Origin of the sequence: Aeromonas sp. 2692-1 (genome assembly GCF_013085505.1) — a bacterium.
Taxonomy (GTDB): domain Bacteria; phylum Pseudomonadota; class Gammaproteobacteria; order Enterobacterales; family Aeromonadaceae; genus Aeromonas; species Aeromonas hydrophila.
In genome coordinates this window covers 2,206,886-2,226,322 of the sequence record NZ_CP038513.1, presented here as the reverse complement: position 1 = coordinate 2,226,322, position 19,437 = coordinate 2,206,886, and the positions used below count along the sequence as shown (strand labels likewise).

Here is a 19,437-nt window from a genome sequence, read left to right as displayed (position 1 = left end):
GGGTCTCTTGTGGACCCATCTTAACCACGAAAAAGCTCGGGTAACAAACACCTCAGCCTGCCTCCCGCAGCGCCCGATAGAGGGTGGTGCGGCTGATGCCGAGCCGGCGCGCCGCCTCGCTCACGTTGCCATCGCACTCCGTCAGGGTCTGCTGCACCCGTTGCCGGTTCTGCTGGCGCAATGTGCTGCCCGCCACCACCGCGGTGGCGGCCGGCGCCACCGCCACGGCCGGCAGATGCAGATGGGCAGGCTCAATCCAGCCCTGCCCCTCCGCCAGCACGCAGGCCACTTCCAGCGCCTGCTTGAGTTGGCGCACGTTGCCGGGCAGCGGGTGGGCCAACAGTTGGCGCTCGGCCTCATCGGTCAGGCGCAGGGCAGGATCCATCTCGGCCAGCAGCCGCTGGAGCAGCGCCTGCCGCTCGCGGGTCGGCCAGTCGCGCAGCGGCGCCAGCTGCTGGCGCCAACCGCAGATGCGGTAGTAGAGATCCTCGCGAAAGGTGCCGGCCGCCACCATGGCCGCCAGATCCCGATGGCTGGCGCTGACCAGCCAGAAATCCACTGCCTCGGGTTTGTGGCTGCCAACCGGGGTGACGGCGCGCTCCTGCAACACCCGCAGCAAGCGGGTCTGGGCCAGCAGCGGCAGCTCGCCGATCTCGTCCAGCATCAGGATGCCGCCGTGGGCGGCGCGCAGATACCCCTGGCTGCCCTGGCTGCGAGCGCCGCTGAAGGCCCCGCCGACGTAGCCAAACAGCTCGGCCTCCACCAGATCGGCCGGCAGGGCGCCGCAGTTGACGCACACCAGGGGCTTGTCCTGCCGACTCGACTGGCGGTGCAGGGCCCGCACCAGGTGCTCCTTGCCGCTGCCGGTCTCCCCCTCGATGAGCAGCGAGATGCCGCGCTCCAGCATCTTGAGCGGCACCTGCTGGCCGTGCGAGCCGCCGGCATCGGCCGGCAGGCCGGGCTGGGCCAACACGGGACTGGCCTCCGGCACCAGCCGCAAGCCGCGCCGATCCCGCAGCAGCTGCTTGCCGTCGAAGGGGTGCTGGCCGAGCCAGAGCCGACCGGCCCGGTTGGCCCCGAGCAGTTCGCCCTCCTCCCCCAGCAGCAGACGGGCGGACCAGAGACTCTGGGGCTCGAGATCCACCAACCAGCCCGGCTGGCGCGCCAGCAGGGCGTTCTCGAGCGTCATGGCCAACAGTCGCACCGTGCCCAGCATGTCGCCATCGTGATGGGCCGCGTCAGTGGAGATGTCGAGCACCCCGAGCAGTTGCCCGTCTGGCCCGAGCAACGGGCAGGCGCTGCAGCTGAGAAAGCTGTGCTGGGCGAAGAAGTGCTGATTGCCGAGCACCTGCACCTCGCTCTGCTCGGCCAGTGCAGTGCCGATGGCGTTGGTGCCCTTGCTCGCCTCCCCCCAGCGGGCGCCGCTGCGCAAAAAAATGCGCTCGGCGTGGCGGGCGAAGCCGTCGTCACCGCTGGCGGCCAGGATGGCGCCCTCGCCGTCGCACAGCAGCAACCGACAGGGGCGCCCTGCCAGCAACTGGCCAAACAGCGGCAACACGAAGCGCTGGAAGCTGGCGATCAGCACCCTGTGCTGCTCCTGACGGGCCGACAGCTCCCCTGGGGCAGCAAGTCCAGCTCGGCGCTCTGCCGGCGGCTCAGCCCTGATGCAGGCAGCGCTGCCAGGAACGCTCGATCGGGCTGGCACTGGATTGAGATAATTCGCTCATCACGCCTCCTGTTCACAAACGGCACGACTGTCACGGTCACTGTCCAGAATCGGCACAGTTTCCTCACCTTCGCCCTGGTCATTGGTTAACCAAGATACGCTGCCGCACCTCGTTTGATAACGTTTTTGTAACTTTCCCTGTGCTGGTCAGACCCTCTGGCACGCCCCTTGCGATACACAGCAGCAACCGGGTTGCCCGCCAGCCCGGTCAGGACCACACACATAAAGGATGATGAGATGATTTATACCGCTCCCGGTCAGGCAGGTGCCCTGGTCAGCTTCAAGTCCCGTTACGACAACTTCATCGGTGGTGAGTGGGTGGCGCCGCGCGCCGGCCGCTACTTTGAAAACATCTCGCCGGTGGACGGCAAGGTGTTCTGCGAAGTGGCCCGCTCCGACGCCGCCGACATCGAGCTGGCACTGGACGCCGCCCACAAGGCGTTCGCCAGCTGGAGCAAGACCAGCGTCACCGAGCGCAGCAACCTGCTACTGCGCATCGCCGATCGCATCGAACAGAACATCGAAGTGCTCGCCATCGCCGAAACCTGGGAGAACGGCAAGGCGGTGCGCGAGACCCTGGCCGCCGACCTGCCACTGGTGGTGGATCACTTCCGCTACTTCGCCGGCTGCATCCGCGCCCAGGAGGGCTCGGCCGCCGAGCTGGATCAGAACACCGTCAGCTACCACTTCAAGGAGCCCATCGGGGTAGTCGGCCAGATCATCCCGTGGAACTTCCCGCTGCTGATGGCGGCCTGGAAGCTGGCCCCGGTGCTGGCGGCCGGCTGCTGCAGCGTGCTCAAGCCCGCCGAGCAGACCCCGGTCACCATCATGCTGATGATGGATCTCATCAAGGACATCCTGCCTGCCGGGGTGGTCAACGTGGTCAACGGCTTCGGCGCCGAGGCGGGCCAGGCGCTCGCCACCAGCAACCGCATCCAGAAGCTCGCCTTCACCGGCTCCACCGAGGTGGGCGCCCATATCCTGCGCTGCGCCGCCGACAAGCTGATCCCCTCCACCGTGGAGCTGGGCGGCAAGTCCCCCAACATCTACTTCGCCGACGTGATGCAGCACGAGAGCAGCTACATCGACAAGGCGGTGGAAGGGATGCTGATGACCTTCTTCAACCAGGGCGAGGTATGTACCTGCCCCTCCCGCGCCCTGGTGCAGGCCAGCATCTATGACGACTTCATGGACAAGGTGCTGGCCCGCGCCCGCACCATAGTGCAGGGCAACCCCCTCGACACCGCCACCCAGGTCGGTGCTCAGGCGTCGCGCGAGCAGTTCGACAAGATCCTGAGCTACATGGAGATCGGCCGCGGCGAAGGGGCCAAGATGCTGATCGGCGGCGGCCCGGCCAGAGTGAGCGGGCTGGAGGGGGGCTTCTACATCCAGCCCACCATCTTCTCGGGTCAGAACAAGATGCGGGTGTTCCAGGAGGAGATCTTCGGGCCGGCGCTCGGGGTCACCACCTTCAAGGACGAGGCGGAGGCGCTGGCGATTGCCAACGACACCCAGTACGGGCTGGGGGCGGGCCTGTGGACCCGTGACAGCAACCTGGCCTGGCGCATGGGACGCGGCATTCAGGCCGGCCGGGTCTGGGTCAACTGCTACCACGCCTACCCGGCGCACGCGGCCTTTGGCGGCTACAAGAAGTCAGGGATCGGCCGCGAGACCCACAAGATGATGCTGGACCACTACCAGAACACCAAGAACCTGCTGGTGAGCCACGACATCAATCCCCTCGGCTTCTTCTAAGCCCCTCTTATGATCAACAAGGGCGCCTGCGGGCGCCCTTTTCATTGCTGGAGCGTTCCTTGCTAGAGCGCCGCCTGCCCGGCACCGATGCCCAGCTGCTGGCGATAGCGCTGGGGCGAGCAGCCCAGCTCCCGATTGAACATGGCGATGAAGGCCGAGGTGGAGCCGTAACCGAGCCGCCAGCCAATCTCCTGCACCGGCAGTTCGCCCTTGAGCCAGGCCAGCGCCTTGAGCAGCTTGAGGCGGGCCCGCCACTGGCCGAAGTTCATCCCCAGTTCCCGCACGCAGCGCCTGGCCAGGGTGCGCTCGGTGGTGTGCAGCTGCTCGGCCCACTGGGCCAGGGTGCGCGGGTCGGCGGGGTCGCTGTAGAGCGCCGCCAGCATGGGAGCCAGCAGCTTGTCCTGACTCATGGGCAGGTAGCTGTCCTGGCAGCGGGTGCGGGTCAGCTTCTCCACCAGCAGCTCCGCCTGGCGCACGTCCCACTCATCCGCCATGTGGCCCAGCTTGCGATCGCAAAAATCGGCCAGGATGGCGCGGATCAGCGGGGTCATCTGCAGCAGCCTGGGCTCGGCCGGCAGCCGCGCCGCCAGGGCGTGATTGACGTAGATGGAGGTGTAGTCGAGGGCCTGCTGGTTGTAGGAGGCGTGCTCCAGATCCGCCGGCACCCAGATGAGGTAGTCGGCCGGTGCCACCAGCCGGTGATCGTCCAGCACTATCTCCATCACCCCCAGGCTGATGAGGCTGAGCTGGCCCCAGGGGTGGCTGTGGGGCGCACATGCGCTCTCGGCCTGGATCTGCTGGTAACGCAGATAGAGCGGGTTGGGCTCTGGCAGATGCAGGTCCGTCGGATGGTAGTGACGTATGGCCATGGCGGGCTAATTGTCCTTTGCGCGGGATGATTTGTCAGTTTTACGTTACTTGATATCAGAAAGACAAGGGTAGACTGGTCACCTCGATAATAAGGAGTCTTTGATGCGTATCTTCTACCCGCTGATGTTTCCGCTGCTCGCCGTGCTGATCTGGGCCACCAATACCGTGGTGTCCAAGGCCGCCGCCGATGTGCTGGATCCCGCGGCCATCTCCTTCTACCGCTGGGTGATCGCCGCGCTGGCACTGACCCCCTTCTGCCTGCCGCAGCTGTGGCGCCGTCGTGGCGAGATCCGCCCCTGGCTCGGCAAACTGCTGGTGCTGGCGGCCCTTGGCATGGTGCTTTATCAGTGCCTCGCCTACTACGCAGCCCACACCACCTCGGCCACCAACATGGGGGTCATCGGCTCCCTCATCCCGCTGCTGACCCTGCTGCAGAGCGCGCTCTTCTTCGGCCAGCGGCCGGGCAAACAGGCGCTGCTCGGCATGAGTATCTCCCTGTTCGGGGTATTCTGGCTGCTGAGCCTGGGTCAGCCGCTGGCGCTGCTGCACGACGGCATCAATCAGGGCGACGGCCTGATGCTGCTCGGCTCCGCCAGCTACGCCCTCTATGGCCTGTTGATCCGCCGCTGGCAGCTGCCGTTCGGCCCCTGGCTCAATCTCTACCTGCAGATCCTGCTGGCGGTCTTGCTGCTGGTCCCGGTCGCCCTCTGCGCCGAGTCGCTGGCGGTGCCGGCCGAAGGCTGGGGCCTGGTGCTGTTTGCCGGCATCGCCTCCTCCCTCTTCGCCGCCTACTGCTGGATGCGCGGCCTCGCCTGCATGGGGGCGGAGCGCACCTCGGTGTTCATGAACCTGATGCCACTGTGCACGGCGCTGATCGCCGTCATCAGCCTGGGGGAGCCCATTCACGGCTATCACCTGCTCGGCGGCGGTCTCATCCTGGCGGGGGTCATGCTCTCCCAGTTCAAACCGAAGGCCCGCCCGGCCCTGCTGGAAGAGGCCTGAGCGGCCTGCCGTACCGGTTTTTACACCAACGGCAGACACAAAAAAGGGAGCTCAGGCTCCCTCTTTTGTTGGTATGCATCCGCGTGCGGCAAACGGCTCAACTGCCCCGCCGCCAGTGGTAGCGGCGCTCGGGCCGGCCGCGCTGACCGTAGTTGAGGTCCACATCCACCCGGTCCTCCGACTCCAGATACTCCAGATAGCGGCGCGCCGTGGTGCGGCTGAGGGACAGGCGCAGCGCCACCGTGTCGGTGGAGAAGGCGCTGTCCGGCTCGCCCGCCAGCAGCTCCAGCACCTGGCGCAGGGTGATGGCGTCGATCCCCTTGGGGGTGTCGCGCACCTCGCGCCCCTGGGGCCTCACCTTGCCCATCAAGCGGTCCAGGTCGCTCTGCTCGAGGGAGCCGCGCTCGCAGATGCGCCGGTGCAGGGTGAGGATCTCGTCCAGGCTCTGCTGGATGCGAAACAGCCGCAGCGGTTTGATGATGTAATCCTGTACCCCTGATTGAGGGCCTGCTGGATGGTCTCCACGTCGCAGGAGGCGGTCACCATGATGACGTAGGCTTCGCGGTTGTGGCTGCGCAGCCGGTTCACCCACTCCAGGCCTGAGCCGTCGGGCAGCGAGATGTCCACCAGCAGCAGTTGCGGCTGGGCCGCGCGCATCATGAGATCGGCCTGGGTCAGGCTCTCGGCCCGACCCAGCAGGGAAAATCCGGGGGTGGAGGAGACCAGCTCGGCCAGAATGGATCCTATCCGTTCGTCATCCTCGATCACCAGAGTGAAAATGGGCTCCATAGATCACACCAATTGGTTTTTATTCAAGTAGATACCGAACAGCGTCGTCTGTTCGGCGGTGCGGCGCCATTCTATCACACCCCCTCGCCTGGCCACCGTCTCCTTGACCAGGAACAGGCCGACACCGTGATCGCCGGTCTGGCGACTGATGCCGTAATCAAACAGATGGTCCGCCAGCGCCTCGTCCACCCCCTCACCGCTGTCCTCCACCTCGATCACCAGCCGGCGCCCGAAGTCATTGAGGGAGATGAGCACCCGTGGCGGGCACTGCTTGCGCCGGGCCCAGGCGGCGCGGATGCCGTTGTCCAGCAGGTTGCCGATGAGGGTGATGAGATCCGCCGACACCGCCGCCGGGTATTCGCCCAGCGCCGAATCGGGATCCAGCACCAGCTCCACCCCGAGCTCACGGGCCCGGCTGAACTTGCCGAGGATGAGCCCGGCCACCGGCTTGTCCTCGATGGCCCGCAGCAGATCGTGCAGTATGGTCTGGCACGCCTCGCTCTCCTGCTGGATAAGCTCCACCGCCTGCTCCACGTGGCCCAGCTGCAGCAGGCCGGAGAGGCTGCTGAGCTTGTTGGCGAACTCGTGGGTCTGCATCCGCAGCATCTCGGCATACTGGCGCAGGTGAGTCACCTGCATGCCGAGGCTGCCGGTCACCTCGGGGCGGCTGAAGATCAGCAGCCGACCGGGGATCTTGCCCTCCACCGCCTGCCAGCGCCCGATGAACGACTCGCCGTGCACGGTGAAGCCGAGCTCGGTCTCGAGCTGGGTCAGGGCGGGGGCGAGCGGCGGCGACAGCTCCGCCAGTGGCTGACCGAGCAGGGAGTGGCGGCCGGTGCCGGGCAGGCGCAGCTGGTAAAAGGCGGCGCTGTTGAGCATGCGGATGTGGCCCTGGCTGTCGAGGGCGATCACCCCCTCCGAGATGTGCTCCAGCACCAGCTCCTGCAGCACGAAGCGGTTGACGATGGTCTCCGGCTCCAGATCCAGCAGGGTGCGCCGCAGCCGATACTGGATCCAGAGCGCCAGCAGCAGGCCGCAGCCCAGCACGGCGCCGATGGCGCTGATGAGCAGGGCGATCCGATCCAGATAGATGCCCTCCACCGTCTGCATCAGATAGCCCACCACCACGGCGCCGATGGCGCGTCCGTCCGCCCCGATCACCGGGGCGAAGCAGCGAATGGCCGGCCCCAGGGTGCCCACATCCTTGGAGCAGTAGCTGCTGCGCTCGTTGAGGGAGGGCCAGATATCCTCGCCGCGAAACAGGCCGCCCACCAGCTCCGGGGAGGGGTGGCTCAGCCGGCGGGCGTGCTCGTCGGTCACCACCATGTAGGCGGCGTCGGTGCGGCTGCAGATCCCCTGCACATAGTCGCGCAGACCCGGATCGCTCCCCCACTCCAGCGCCTGTACCACTCGGCTGTCCGCCGCCAGTACCCGCGCCAGATCCCCCCCTTCTCCTCCAGGTTCACTTCCAGCAGGTGACGGATAAAGAGCGCCAGCAGGCTGCCCAGGATGACGATCAGGAGCAGTGACAGGCCCAGGGAGAGGGTGACCAGTTGGTGACGCAGTTTCATCGATTAGCCTTGCAACATCAGGACGCGGACCAATAGTGCGGGCGCCACCAGGTCTGGTCAATCAAAGGTGCGGGATCGCCGGCAAAATCGGCCAGCCCCTCGGCACGGGCACACAGTGCCACCGCCCTCGCCACGGCGCGGGCCACCTCCCCCACCTGTTCGATGGGGGCAGCAGCCGCCCTTCGGCCAGCGGATAGGCGCCCACCGCCTGCACCGCCGCCCGCAACATGCCGTCGCTGATGCGCCGCGCCTTGACCGCGCAGGCGCCGAGGCCGATACCCGGGAACACATAGACGTTGTTGCACTGGGAGACCACCCGCGGTGCCCCGTCCACCGCCACCGGCGGGAAGGGGCTGCCGGTGGCGAGCAGGGCGCGCCCGCCGGTCGCCTGCCACACCTGGGCCGGGGTCGCCTCGGCGCTGCGGGTGGGGTTGGAGAGCGGCAGGATCACCGGCCGCTCGCACACCTCCCCCATGGCCGTCAGCACCGCCTCGTCGAACAGGCCGCCCTGACCACTCACCCCGATCAGCACCCCGGGGCGCAGCCACTCGATGAGTGCGACCAGGGAGTGGCACGCCTCCGCCGCCGGACGGGCAAACGGCTGCTGGGCCGGGGTGAGCCCGGCGCGGTCCTGGCAGACCAGGCCATCCTGATCGAACAACTGCACCCGCTCCGTGCTGCCCGCCAGCTGGGCCAGCATGGAGGCAATGCCACAGCCGGCTGAGCCGGCCCCGACGATCAGCACCGGGGTCTCGGCCAGCGCACTGCCCGCCTGCTGTAGGCCCGCCAGCACGCAAGCCGATGCCACCGCCGCCGTGCCCTGGATGTCGTCGTTGAACATGCAAAGCTCATCGCGGTAGCGAGCCAGCAGATTGGCGGCATGCTTGCCGGCAAAGTCTTCAAACTGCAGCACTACCTGGGGCCAGCGCTTGCGAATGGCGGCCACCACCTTGTCCATGAACTGGTAATAGGGCTCGCCATCCACCCGCGGCGCCTGCCAACCGAGGTAGGAGTCATCTTCCAGCAGCTCGGGGTTGTTGGTGCCCACGTCCACGCACAGTGGCAGGGTGCGCGCCGGGTTGATGCCGCCAGCGGCGGAGTAGAGCGCCAGCTTGCCGATGCAGATCCCCATGCCGCCGATGCCGAGATCGCCGAGCCCCAGCACCCGCTCGCCATCGGAGATGACGATGACGTCCACCTCCTGCTTCACCGCCGCGAAGATGTCGTCCAGCTCGTCCCGGTCGTGCCAGGAGAGGTAGAGGCCGTGGCTGCGCAGATAAAGGTCGCTGTGGCGCTGGCACGCCTCCCCCACCACCGGGGTGTAGATGATGGGCAACAGCTCCGGCAGGTGGTGGCGCACCAGCTCGTAGAACAGTACCGGGTTGTCCTCCTGCAGCTGGCGCAGCAGCAAGTGCTGATCAAACGGGCTCTGCATGGCCGAAACCAGCCGGTAGATACGGCGCCGCTGCTGGGCCAGCGACTCCTCCTTGTGGGGCATACGCCCCATCAGTCCCTGTCGCTTGCGTTCGGCATAGGGCAGGCTGGTACCCATCATGATGTCGTTCATTATCTTGTTCCTTATGCCAGCAGCGAAATGAGCAGGGTGGCCAGGATCAGCATGACGGCGCCCCCGAGACGAGAAGAGATCTGGGCAAACGGCATCAGGGTCATGCGCTGGGCCGCCGAGAGCACGGCCACGTCGCCGGTGCCCCCCATGTTGGCCATGCACAAGCCGCCGGTGATGGCCGCCTCGATGGGGTAGAAGCCGATCATCCGGCCCACCAGCGCCGCCCCCAGGGCACCGCCGACCACGGTCACCAGCACCAGCACGAAGTAGCTGACCGAGAAGGCGCTGATGAGCTCGGGGATACTGGTGTAGGCGACACCGATCCCCACCAGCAGGGAGGGCGTCAGGTTGCTGACCACGAACTGGTACCAGTCGGCCGCCGCCTGCTCGTAACGACGGGGCAGCAGGCCGCTCACCTTGATGACGGCCACCGCCAGGATCATCAGGGCGAAGGGGTGCATGGGGATGAAGTTGCCGAGCAATGAGCCCAGCACGAACATGCTGGAGCTGATGAAGAGCCCGAGACCCAGGCTCTCCAGCGTCGGCGCCTGCACCTTCTCTTCGGCCACGCCAGCGGCACTCTCTTTTATCATCAGCTTGCCGTTGCCGGTCAGGGAGGGGTAGCGGCGACCGAGGCGGGCCAGCAAGGTCCCCACCAGGATGGCCAGGGTGTTGGCGATCACCACCGCCGGCACCATGCGCGACAGCAGGTCGGCGCTCGACATCTGCAGCGGCCCGGAGAGGATCTCCACCAGCGGCACGGCGCCGGCCCCCATGCCGCCCCCCATGATGGGCAGGCCGATCAGCAGCACCGCATTCTTGAAGCCATACCCCATCAGGGCACCCACCAGACCGACGCTGAGCAGCGCCAGCGCGACGCCCCCCAGGATCACCGGCAGGTAGCGCATGGCGGCGTTCTTCAGCAGGGCGCCGCTCATGCCGAACACCGAGCCGGTCACCAGGCTGGCGATGAAGAAATTGAGAAAGCCCCCCTCCTTCATGAAGCCGATGATCACCTGGCCCGCCTCGACGGGCAGGATCCGGTATTCAAACAGGGCGGCGCCGCCGAAGATGGCGAGTATGGTGCCGCCCCCCAGGTATTCACGGATGGGGGTGATGCGCTCCCCCAGCTCGGTCAGCAGGGTGCCGAGCACGAACATCAATGCCAGCGCGCCGACCATGCCGAGTGGCAAAGAGCCGTTCCAGCCCGAGAAGAGTACGCAGGTGGCAAGTCCGAGGAAGATCATCATGGGCATGCCGGCAATCTGTCGGTCGCCAAACAATGCGATCCGGGTCTGTGGGGTAGAGAGGTTTTTCATTGTTATGCTCCAGCGTGTGGTGTGGCGCCACTCTAGCCATCTCTCTCCCCCCTGTCGGTTAGCCTGTCTGCAAAGGCATATAAAAACATTAAATTCTTAAACGTTATGGCTGCTGCCCGGCCTGTCATTGGCATTATTCGGGCGCGCTATTGTGCCGCGCCAATCAAACCGGTGAGCCCTCATCCCTCAATGCCAACAGGCTCTTGATGGTGCCATTATCAAATAACGATTAAATAATGGGCGGCATGCTTCTCAATAATGGGAAACCATGCTTGTACCGCTCCATGCTATTTCGATTGATCACCGGCAAGGATTGAGTGGCGATCTCAAGAGCAGCAAATGCCAATCGGATAAACCGCCACAGACCGGAAGAGACAACTGGAAGATTGCGGGTGTGCGATCACTCCGAGGCCCGCAAAGAGGATCTGCCCATGGCAGGCCGTGCCTGCCTCAGGGGAGCGTTTGAGCCGATACAAGCGGGCCCTGCAACAGACCGTCAAATGATGATGACGGCCTCATGACACCAACCGAAAAACTATTCGGCTAATAACAGTGGAATATTGGCAGGGTCAAATTCATGACAGGTTTCGGTACTTTCCAGGCTGAGCCCATAATGGCCATCGGCAACATATTCCACCTCCACCAACAGGCTCTCGATGGAGAAATGGGGGTCACCCGATTCATATCGTTCCACAGCTATCGTCTCCCTGTTTAGCTGACCCATCAATATTAGTGGATAAAAAACAGTCTGCCGAATTCGGATAATATTTTTCTGCCACCAACATTATCGGCCATGGCTATTCCAAGGCTATTTTCAGCATGATTGGTGAGATGATTTGGTTATTTCGCCGGCCCATGGCGAGAATGGTTCACCCAAATAGTCTCGCGGCAGACACGGGTTGCTGCCGGCGGGGTGCTCAAGCCCAGCAAGCAAGCTCCATAAGAAACCTACCTCCAATTTTCATAAACAAGATCGCGATCACACTATTTACTTAGCCTGCTAAACAACTACAATGCTTAGCAAGCTAAGTAAATGGAGAATCTCATGATGAAGGATCTGGAAATGCTGCGCGAGCTGTCCCTCGCCGAGCGGGTCGGCCGACTGCATCGGCTGTGGCGCACCGTGGCCGATCTCGAACTGGCCCCCTCGGCCTCACCCACCCCCGCTGGACGGCGCTGTGGAAGCTGAGCCGGCTCGGTGGCCACCTCAGCCAGAAGACCCTGGCCGAAGCGCTGGAGATCGAACTGCCCTCCCTGATGCGCACCCTGGGCCAGCTGGAAGAGCAGGGGCTGGTGGAGCGCCACTGCTGCAGTCAGGACAAGCGGGCCCGCATCGTCACCCTGACCCCGGCCGGCAAGGCGCTGCTCGACCAGATTGAAGATCGCATCATGGAGATACGCCGGGAGCTGCTCGCCGGCATCAGCCAGCGGGAGCTGGAACAGTTTGAAGATATCGTGCACCGCATCTGCGCCAATGCCCTCGGCAAGATAGGTGCACAGAGTGAAGAGAGAGAGTGAAATGACCCCGGATCAACAATTCAAGCGCTGGATAAAATGGGCCATGGGCGCCTTCGTACTGGTCTTTGCCTACTTCCTGCTGGCCGACCTCAAGATGCCGCTCACCCCGCAAGCCATGGCCACCCGCGTCGTGACCAAGATGGCGCCCCAGGTCAGCGGCAAGGTGGTCGAGGTGGCCGTCGGCAACAACCAGCACGTCAAGCAGGGCGACCTGCTGTTCGTGCTCGATCCCGCCCCCTTTGAACTGGCGGTGGAGCAGGCCCGCCTCGCCCTGGCCCAGGCCGAGCAGCAGAATCGCCAGCTCGATGCCACCCTCAATGCCGCCAGCGCCGACTTCAGTTCGCTGCAGACCCAGGCCGCCCTCAAGCTGCGGGAAGCGGAGCGCATCGACGCCCTCTATCGCCGCCACATGGTCTCCGAACAGCAGAAGGATGATGCCGACAGCGCGTTTCGCACCGCCCAGGCCAACCTGCTGGCCAGCAAGGCTCGCATGACCCAGGCCCGGGTCAACCGCGGTCTGCCCGGCGACGACAACCTGCTGCTGCGCCAGGCCCGCAACCGCCTCGCCCAGGCCGAGCTCAACCTCGCCTACAGCCGGGTGCACGCCAGCCAGGACGGCATCATCACCAACCTGCAGCTCAAGCCGGGCAGCTTCGCCGCGGCGGGTGCACCGCTGCTGGCGCTGGTCTCCGAGCAGGTGGACGTGATCGCCGATTTTCGCGAGAAGAGCCTGCGCCACGTCAATCAGGACAGCCAGGCACTGGTCGCCTTCGATGGCGAGCCGGGTCGCCTCTATCCGGCCCGGGTCACCAGCCTGGATGCCGGGGTCAGCGCCGGCCAGTTCGATGCCAACGGCCTCCTGGCCAGCCCCACCGAGTCGGATCGCTGGGTGCGCGACGCCCAGCGCCTGCGTCTGCACCTGGCGCTGGAACAGCTGCCCGCCCATCTGCCGGCCGGTGCCCGCGCCACCGTGCAGCTGCTGCCCGACAACGCCCTGACCGGACTGCTGGCCCGCGCCCAGATCCGCCTACTCAGCCTGCTGCACTACATCTACTGAGGTGACGGCAATGACGCTATGGCACAGGCCCCTCACCGCCAACGAACTGCGCCAATGCCTGCGCATCGCCTTTGGCAGCACCACCGGCTTTCTGCTCTGCAAGCTGTTCGGCTGGAACTATGGCGTCTTCTACACCGTCACGCCGGTGCTGCTGCTGGGCATGGTGCCGGTGATGAACGGCCATGCCGCCCGCCAGCTGATCGCCGCCGCCGTGGTCTGCGGGCTGGAAGTGGGGCTGCTGGGGGGGCTGTTTGGCGGCCATCCCGGCCTGATGGTTCCCATCGCCTTCCTGCTGTTTCTCTACCGCTTCGCCGCCATGTCGCGGGGCAGCCTGTTCCTGTTCGGTGCCAACGGGGTGTTGAGTCTCAGCATCATGCTGCACTTTGCCAGCTACCCGCAGACCGATCTCAACGACCTCATCTTCAGCAACCTGTGGGCCAGCGTGCTGTCGGTGCTCATCGCCTACCTGATGACGGCGCTGATCCCGGACGTGGAGGAGCGCCCCAAACCGGCCCCCTCCCCCAAGGCACCGCACCGGATGCGGCACGAGGCGCTGCTTGGCGCCAGCATCGCCACCCTCTCCTTCATGGTGTTCCAGATCTTCGATCTGCGGGACTCCATGTCGGCCCAGGCCACGACCCTGCTGGTGCTCTTCCCCATGCACTGGGACGGCGCCCTGAGCTATGCCCGCAAACGGGCCATGGGCACCCTGCTCGGGGTGAGCTTCGGCCTGGTCAGCCAGCTGGTGCTCTACGACTGGTCGGGACTGCTGTTGCTGGTCGCCCCCATGCTCTGGCTCGGCGCCATGCTGTTCAGCCATGCCCACGTGAAGGAGGCGAGCGGTTCCGGGGTCGGCTTCGGCGCCCTCACCACCCTCGGCATCCTGTTCGGCCAATACCTGACGCCGGGCAACGATCTGGTGTTCAGCGCCCTTTACCGGGTCAGCAGCATCTTGTTTGCCATCGTCGCCACCCTGCTGGCCTGTTACCTCATCCACCGACTGCTTAACCGTTTCGAGGCCACTCGGTTCGGTTATTGACCCCCTGTTGTTGGCTCAAGGATGTGCTGCCTTTCGCCCCGCTATGCCTACCGGGGCGTTTTTTTGCCTTCCGTTTGGCGGCACCTGCGGCCAGCCCCAGCAACTATGCTTGCTAGGGCAGTCGGCAACAGGAGAGAGACCATGGCACGAGCAGCATACATCCACTGGTTGGCAATCACTCTGCTGCTGGGGATGACCTGTGCCCGGGCAGAGCAGGTGCTCATTGCCGCCGAGGATGACTGGGCCCCCTACTGCGCCCTCGACAAGCAGAGCGGTCAGCCGCAGGGGCTGGCCCCCGAGCTGGTGAAGGCGGCCTTTGCCGCCGAGGGGGTCGACGTCGAGTTTCGCACCATCCCCTTTGCCCGCTGCATGTACGAGGCACGCAGCGACAAGGTGCTAGGCTGCTTCGATGCCACCATCACCGAGGAGAACCGCTACCAGTACTTCTGGCACGAGACCCCCATGTTCGAGGAGGATCTCGCCATCTTCGCCCTGGCCCGCGAACCGCGCCGGGACCTGAAGCTCACTTCGCTGGAACAGAAGACGGTGGGCATCACCCTTGGCTACACCTACCCCACCGACTTCATGGAAAACCCCAGGATCACCCGCTTCCAGGCCAAGTCCGACGCCCAGATCATCGAGATGCTGGTGCGCGGCCGGGTCGACTATATCCTGATGAACGAGATGCCGGGCTACCTCAAGATCCAGCAAAAGCAGCTGAGCGGGAAGGTGGTCAAGGTGGGCAAGATCTCCACCGACGGTTTCTGGCTCGCCTTCTCCCGCGCTCATCCCCAGGGTGAGGAAATGGCCAAACGCTTCGAGGAGGGGCTGCAGAAGATCCGCAACAACGGCACCTACGAGACGCTGGTGCGCGCCTTCGAGGCCAGACTCGGTCTGCATTGAGCCACTGCTCATTAGCGCTTCTTTTGACGCCCATGGACGCATATCGACGCAAGCCGGGTCGAGGCGCATTGCGCCCCTTTGGCAAGCTGTTAGGATCACGCCCGGATGACACCGATGGAGAATCAACATGAAGCACGCCAACCTTCTGCTGCTGGGCATCACGAGCCTGACCCTGCTGAGCGGCTGCGAACGCGGCGCCGGTACCCTGAGCGTGACCGGTGGCGACCCCGTCACCTATCTGTGTGAACAGGGCCAACGGGTGCAGGTACGCTACTTCGCCCTCTCCGATCAGAGCCTCAACTTCGTCAAACTGGCACTGCCAGATGGCAAGGATTACACCCTGCCGCAGAGCGTTTCCGCCTCCGGCGCCCGCTACACCGACGACCATGAGGCCGTCTGGTGGAACAAGGGAGATGAAGGCTTTGTCGAGATGCGCGACAAGGATGGCGAGTGGCAGAGCGTCTACAACGACTGCAAGCAGCAGTAAACAACAACCCCGGCCAGGCCGGGGTTGTTCATTACTCCACTTCAATCTCGTAGCGACCCACCACTCGTACCGGAATGGCCTGCGGGTTCTGCTCCGACACGCGATAGCGGGTCTTGGCCAGCCCCGACAGGGCGATCAGGTCCAGCACGCCGGGCGGCTCCGAGGCCAAAATCTCTGGGCTGAACAGATTGCCGTTGGAGTCGATGAGATAACAGATCTCCACATAGCCCTTGACGGGCCGCTTGGCTGGCGCACCGCCCACTGGTTCAAACGGAGGCACCTCGCCATCCTGCACCCAGTATTTGCCAAGCTCCGCCATGGTCACCTCCAGCGGCGGCTGGTTCAGTTTCACGGTGGGACTGGGGCTGGCACAGCCCCCCAGCAGACCGAGCACAATGCCCAGCAGCAAGACCTTCAAACCCATTCAACACTCCTTGTTGAGTCAGATCAGAGGGGTCACCCCTCCCCGGCAGGGTTACCGGCCCGTTACTGTAACAATCGGAACCCGTTTGAGCAGCATAAAAAAAGCCAACCCCATCGGGTTGGCTTTTAGCAAAGCGGCTCAGCGTCAGCCGCGCTTGTCGCTGACCACCAGCCAGAGCGCATGCACCATGCCGGGCAGGCCGCCGAGCAGGGTCAGCACTATGTTGATCAGAAAATGCAGGCTGAAGCCCACCTGAAGAAAGGCACAGACCGGGGGCAGAAAGATGGCCAGCAGGATCTTGAGCAGATTGTTCATCTCGGATTTCCTCGTCAACGATGTCACAGGGATAGCAATGGGCTAACCATAAACATCCCTGGCTTCAACTGCAAACCAGACAGGGAATGCGCTCACCCCCTTCCCGCCAGGCGTTGAGGTCGTGGATGACCTGATTGCTGCTGCCGCGCCAGAGCAGGCCGGGATCCGCCAGCCCCTTCTCGAACTTGCCGTCCACCAGCACGTCCAGCAAGGCCACCAGCTCGCGCTGGGCCGGGCTGAGATCTGCCAGCAGATAGCCGGTCCAGCACCAGATGTCCTTGCCGGGGCACTCGGCGCGCACCCGTTTCACCAACGCCAGCACCTGGGGCACGTTGGCGGGGTGAAGCGGATCGCCGCCGGAGAGCGACAGCCCGCGCCGCTTGATGCGCGTGTCGTTGAGATCCGCGATGACGCGATCGTTCATCGCCTCATCGAACGGCTTGCCGCCATCGAGCCGCCAGGTGCTCTGGTTGTAGCAGCCGGGGCACTGGTGCTCGCAACCCGAGACGAACAGGGTGGCGCGGGTGCCGGGGCCGTTGATCACATCGACCGGGTAGTATTGGTGGTAGTGCATCGCTTGTTTCCTGCCTCCTTCATGGGTGTGCAAACGGTCGCCACCCCATGAAAATGGCCCCTTGCAACAGGGGCCAGAGCTTCATCGTTACCGCACTTACATATGTTTGACGCGGCGCTTCACCTCTTCCTGCTTGCCCGCATTGAAGGGGCGCGCATCCGGGCTGCCGAGGTAGCCGCAGACACGGCGGGTCACCGACACCTTGGCCGGGTCGTGGTTGCCACAGCGCGGGCAGGTGAAGCCCTTGGAGGTGCACTCGAACTCGCCAGTGAAGCCGCAGTCGTAGCACTCGTCGATGGGGGTGTTGGTACCGTAGTAGGGCACCTTGTCATAGCTGTAGTCCCAGACGTTCTCCAGCGCTTCCAGGTTGTGCTGGATATTGGGGTACTCGCCATAGCAGATGAAGCCGCCGCTGGCGATGGGCGGATAGGGCGCCTCGAAGTCCAGTTTGTCGTACGGATTGACCTGCTTCTCCACGTCGAGGTGGAAGCTGTTGGTGTAGTAGCCCTTGTCGGTCACCCCCGCCACCACGCCAAACTCCTTGGCGTCGATGCGGCAGAAGCGCGAGCAGAGGTTCTCGCTCGGGGTGGAGTAGAGGCTGAAGCCGTAGCCGGTCTCCTCCTTCCACTCGTCGGTGGCCGCCTTGAGCCGCGCAATGATGGCGATGGCCTTCTGCTGCAGTTCGGCGCTGTCAAACAGGTGCACCTGATCGCCAAACAAGGCGTTGATGGTCTCGTGTACCCCGATGTAACCAAGCGAAATGGAGGCGCGGCCGTGCTTGAAGATCTCGCTGACATTGTCGTCCGCCTTCAAGCGGACCCCGCAAGCCCCTTCCATGTAGAGGATGGGCGCGACTCGGGCCTTGACCCCGTCGAGGCGCTTGATGCGGTACATCAGTGCGGTCTTGGCTACCCGCAAGGCGGCGTCCAGCTTGCCCCAGAAGTCCGCTTCATCGCGGGATTTCAGGGCGATGCGCGGCAGGTTGAGGCTCACCACGCCTAAGTTGTTGCGCCCTTCGTGGACCAGCTCGCCGTGCTCCTCGTAGGCACCGAGGAAGGAGCGGCAGCCCATGGGGGTCTTGAAGGAGCCGGTCACCCTGACCACCTGGTCGTAGTTGAGGATGTCCGGGTACATCCGCTTGGAGGCGCACTCCAGCGCCAACTGCTTGATGTCGTAGTTGGGATCGCCCTGCTTGTGGTTGAGGCCATCCTTGATGGCGAACACCAGTTTCGGGAACACGGCGGTCTTCTTGTTCTTGCCAAGGCCGGCGATGCGGTTGCTCAAGATGGCGCGCTGGATCAGGCGTGACTGCCAGCTGTCGCCGAGGCCAAAGCCGAAGGTGACGAACGGGGTCTGACCGTTGGCGGTGTGCAGGGTGTTGACCTCATACTCCAGCGACTGGAAGGCGTCATAACACTCCTTCTCGGTGCGGGCCATGGCGTAGGCATCCACATCGCTGATGCCCCACTCCAGCGCCACTTCCCGGTGCTTCTCCCAGCTGATGGTCACATAGGGAGCCAGTACTTCGTCGATGCGGTTGATGGTGGTGCCGCCATAGATGTGGCTCGCCACCTGGGCGATGATCTGGGCCGTGACCGCGGTGGCGGTGCTGATGGACTTGGGAGTGTCGATCTCCGCATTGCCCATCTTGAAGCCGTGGGTCAGCATCCCCTTCAGGTCGATCAACATGCAGTTGAACATGGGGAAGAAGGGGGAGTAGTCGAGATCGTGGAAGTGCAGATCGCCGCTCTCGTGGGCCTGCACCACATCGCGGGGCAGCATGTGACTGGTGGCGTAGTGCTTGGCGACGATGCCCGCCAGCAGGTCACGCTGGGTCGGGATTACCTTGGAATCCTTGTTGGCGTTCTCGTTGAGCAGGGCTGCGTTGGTCTGCTCCACCAGGCCGCGGATCTCCTGGGCCAGCCGGCCGCGGGCCTCGCGGGCCTGATCCCGGTCGTGACGGTATTCGATGTAGGCACGGGCGATGGCCTTGTCGTCGGAGGCCATCAGGTGGTTCTCGACCCGGTTCTGGATCTCGTGGATGTCCACTTCCCCTCGTCCTTCCAGCCCCTGGGTGACGGCGGCGGCAATGCGCTCGGCCAGCGCCGGACTGGCCTGATTGACCGCTTCTGCCGCTCGGCCCACCGCCTCGGCAATCAGCTGGGCATTGAATGGTGCGCGACATCCATCACGTTTGATCACAACCGGTTTCATGGATTTTCCCCGTTAAAAAGGCCAGGCTCTCGCCCTCGGCTTACCCTTGTTTGGCCCCCTCCTCCACGCCTCGTCCTCGGCGCAAATAAATTCAGCCTAGGCTTGACAAGCCAGGGCTGACGATGAGAAGGGAACAGCTTGTACACAGCTTAATAACACAACATATAGGGATTAAAAACGAATGCAGCCCTATATGTGGTGTCTATTAGGCACCAAAGCGTGACCGTATTTCTTGATCCAGAACAGGTTTTGAGGCGAGTGGCGCAGTTCCCGACCAGTCACAAACGGCCCCATACAAGACCCAATT

General features: G+C 64.3%; 13 protein-coding genes and 5 pseudogenes. 7 read left to right on the top strand and 11 right to left on the bottom strand.

Annotated features, from left to right (window positions below; genetic code table 11):
* Positions 1 to 52: 52 nt before the first annotated feature.
* A pseudogene (locus E5E97_RS10765) lies at positions 53 to 1,727 on the bottom strand (sigma-54-dependent Fis family transcriptional regulator).
* 236 nt (positions 1,728 to 1,963) lie between these two features.
* On the opposite strand from E5E97_RS10765, the gene E5E97_RS10760 reads away from it, so the two are divergent.
* Complete coding sequence (locus E5E97_RS10760) at positions 1,964 to 3,481, top strand: aldehyde dehydrogenase family protein (protein ID WP_005343899.1); 1,518 nt, start codon at positions 1,964 to 1,966, stop codon at positions 3,479 to 3,481.
* A gap of 62 nt (positions 3,482 to 3,543) precedes the next feature.
* Here E5E97_RS10760 and E5E97_RS10755 read toward each other — a convergent pair whose 3' ends face one another.
* Positions 3,544 to 4,350 carry a helix-turn-helix transcriptional regulator gene (locus E5E97_RS10755; RefSeq protein ID WP_044799451.1) on the bottom strand — a complete coding sequence of 269 codons (807 nt, stop codon included), beginning with the start codon at positions 4,348 to 4,350 and terminating at the stop codon, positions 3,544 to 3,546.
* 103 nt (positions 4,351 to 4,453) lie between these two features.
* Between E5E97_RS10755 and E5E97_RS10750 the strand changes: the two genes are divergently transcribed.
* Positions 4,454 to 5,353: a DMT family transporter gene (locus E5E97_RS10750; protein WP_017408562.1), complete on the top strand. Its 900-nt coding sequence runs from the start codon at positions 4,454 to 4,456 to the stop codon at positions 5,351 to 5,353.
* Between the two features lie 97 nt (positions 5,354 to 5,450).
* Here the strand turns inward: E5E97_RS10750 and E5E97_RS10745 are convergent.
* The 5 genes and pseudogenes from E5E97_RS10745 to E5E97_RS10725 form a co-directional block, all read right to left on the bottom strand.
* Positions 5,451 to 6,142 (bottom strand): annotated as a pseudogene (locus E5E97_RS10745) (response regulator).
* Positions 6,143 to 6,145: 3 nt separating this feature from the next.
* Positions 6,146 to 7,713: pseudogene (locus tag E5E97_RS10740) on the bottom strand (ATP-binding protein).
* 17 nt (positions 7,714 to 7,730) lie between these two features.
* Positions 7,731 to 9,280 (bottom strand): annotated as a pseudogene (locus E5E97_RS10735) (NAD-dependent malic enzyme).
* Between the two features lie 11 nt (positions 9,281 to 9,291).
* A complete protein-coding gene (locus tag E5E97_RS10730) occupies positions 9,292 to 10,599 on the bottom strand; it encodes a 2-hydroxycarboxylate transporter family protein (RefSeq protein WP_039213362.1) in 1,308 nt (435 codons plus the stop codon).
* Between the two features lie 535 nt (positions 10,600 to 11,134).
* Positions 11,135 to 11,326 carry a hypothetical protein gene (locus E5E97_RS10725; protein ID WP_073349272.1) on the bottom strand — a complete coding sequence of 64 codons (192 nt, stop codon included), beginning with the start codon at positions 11,324 to 11,326 and terminating at the stop codon, positions 11,135 to 11,137.
* Between the two features lie 318 nt (positions 11,327 to 11,644).
* On the opposite strand from E5E97_RS10725, the pseudogene slyA reads away from it, so the two are divergent.
* The 5 genes and pseudogenes from slyA to E5E97_RS10700 all read left to right on the top strand — a co-directional run bounded on the left by slyA (position 11,645) and on the right by E5E97_RS10700 (position 15,603).
* A pseudogene (gene slyA, locus E5E97_RS10720) lies at positions 11,645 to 12,117 on the top strand (transcriptional regulator SlyA).
* 1 nt (position 12,118) lies between these two features.
* On the top strand, positions 12,119 to 13,174 hold the full coding sequence (locus E5E97_RS10715) for an HlyD family secretion protein (protein ID WP_016349913.1): 1,056 nt from the start codon (positions 12,119 to 12,121) through the stop codon (positions 13,172 to 13,174).
* A 10-nt stretch (positions 13,175 to 13,184) separates the two neighbouring features.
* Positions 13,185 to 14,213: a DUF2955 domain-containing protein gene (locus E5E97_RS10710; protein ID WP_011705154.1), complete on the top strand. Its 1,029-nt coding sequence runs from the start codon at positions 13,185 to 13,187 to the stop codon at positions 14,211 to 14,213.
* Positions 14,214 to 14,354: 141 nt separating this feature from the next.
* A complete protein-coding gene (locus tag E5E97_RS10705) occupies positions 14,355 to 15,116 on the top strand; it encodes an ABC transporter substrate-binding protein (RefSeq protein WP_118881701.1) in 762 nt (253 codons plus the stop codon).
* 127 nt (positions 15,117 to 15,243) lie between these two features.
* A complete protein-coding gene (locus E5E97_RS10700; protein ID WP_029303683.1) occupies positions 15,244 to 15,603 on the top strand; it encodes an MliC family protein in 360 nt (119 codons plus the stop codon).
* A gap of 31 nt (positions 15,604 to 15,634) precedes the next feature.
* On the opposite strand, the gene E5E97_RS10695 is transcribed toward E5E97_RS10700, so the two are convergent.
* The 4 genes from E5E97_RS10695 to nrdD all read right to left on the bottom strand — a co-directional run bounded on the left by E5E97_RS10695 (position 15,635) and on the right by nrdD (position 19,130).
* Positions 15,635 to 16,027, bottom strand: coding sequence for an energy transducer TonB (locus E5E97_RS10695; RefSeq protein ID WP_118881702.1), 393 nt, complete (start codon positions 16,025 to 16,027; stop codon positions 15,635 to 15,637).
* Between the two features lie 144 nt (positions 16,028 to 16,171).
* Positions 16,172 to 16,342 carry a YqaE/Pmp3 family membrane protein gene (locus tag E5E97_RS10690; protein WP_005303354.1) on the bottom strand — a complete coding sequence of 57 codons (171 nt, stop codon included), beginning with the start codon at positions 16,340 to 16,342 and terminating at the stop codon, positions 16,172 to 16,174.
* A 64-nt stretch (positions 16,343 to 16,406) separates the two neighbouring features.
* Positions 16,407 to 16,916, bottom strand: a complete 510-nt coding sequence (nrdG, locus tag E5E97_RS10685) for an anaerobic ribonucleoside-triphosphate reductase-activating protein (RefSeq protein WP_118881703.1) — start codon at positions 16,914 to 16,916, stop codon at positions 16,407 to 16,409.
* A 96-nt stretch (positions 16,917 to 17,012) separates the two neighbouring features.
* On the bottom strand, positions 17,013 to 19,130 hold the full coding sequence (gene nrdD / locus E5E97_RS10680) for an anaerobic ribonucleoside-triphosphate reductase (protein WP_171280251.1): 2,118 nt from the start codon (positions 19,128 to 19,130) through the stop codon (positions 17,013 to 17,015).
* Positions 19,131 to 19,437 lie beyond the last annotated feature (307 nt).

What these genes read in the sequence shown, in the direction of transcription:
- E5E97_RS10695 (WP_118881702.1), bottom strand. Translation starts at nt 16,027, where the DNA reads ATGGGTTTGAAGGTCTTGCTGCTGGGCATTGTGCTCGGTCTGCTGGGG.
- E5E97_RS10705 (WP_118881701.1), top strand. Translation starts at nt 14,355, where the DNA reads ATGGCACGAGCAGCATACATCCACTGGTTGGCAATCACTCTGCTGCTG.
- E5E97_RS10750 (WP_017408562.1), top strand. Translation starts at nt 4,454, where the DNA reads ATGCGTATCTTCTACCCGCTGATGTTTCCGCTGCTCGCCGTGCTGATC.
- nrdG (WP_118881703.1), bottom strand. Translation starts at nt 16,916, where the DNA reads ATGCACTACCACCAATACTACCCGGTCGATGTGATCAACGGCCCCGGC.
- E5E97_RS10700 (WP_029303683.1), top strand. Translation starts at nt 15,244, where the DNA reads ATGAAGCACGCCAACCTTCTGCTGCTGGGCATCACGAGCCTGACCCTG.
- E5E97_RS10730 (WP_039213362.1), bottom strand. Translation starts at nt 10,599, where the DNA reads ATGAAAAACCTCTCTACCCCACAGACCCGGATCGCATTGTTTGGCGAC.
- nrdD (WP_171280251.1), bottom strand. Translation starts at nt 19,130, where the DNA reads ATGAAACCGGTTGTGATCAAACGTGATGGATGTCGCGCACCATTCAAT.
- E5E97_RS10755 (WP_044799451.1), bottom strand. Translation starts at nt 4,350, where the DNA reads ATGGCCATACGTCACTACCATCCGACGGACCTGCATCTGCCAGAGCCC.
- E5E97_RS10690 (WP_005303354.1), bottom strand. Translation starts at nt 16,342, where the DNA reads ATGAACAATCTGCTCAAGATCCTGCTGGCCATCTTTCTGCCCCCGGTC.
- E5E97_RS10715 (WP_016349913.1), top strand. Translation starts at nt 12,119, where the DNA reads ATGACCCCGGATCAACAATTCAAGCGCTGGATAAAATGGGCCATGGGC.
- E5E97_RS10710 (WP_011705154.1), top strand. Translation starts at nt 13,185, where the DNA reads ATGACGCTATGGCACAGGCCCCTCACCGCCAACGAACTGCGCCAATGC.
- E5E97_RS10760 (WP_005343899.1), top strand. Translation starts at nt 1,964, where the DNA reads ATGATTTATACCGCTCCCGGTCAGGCAGGTGCCCTGGTCAGCTTCAAG.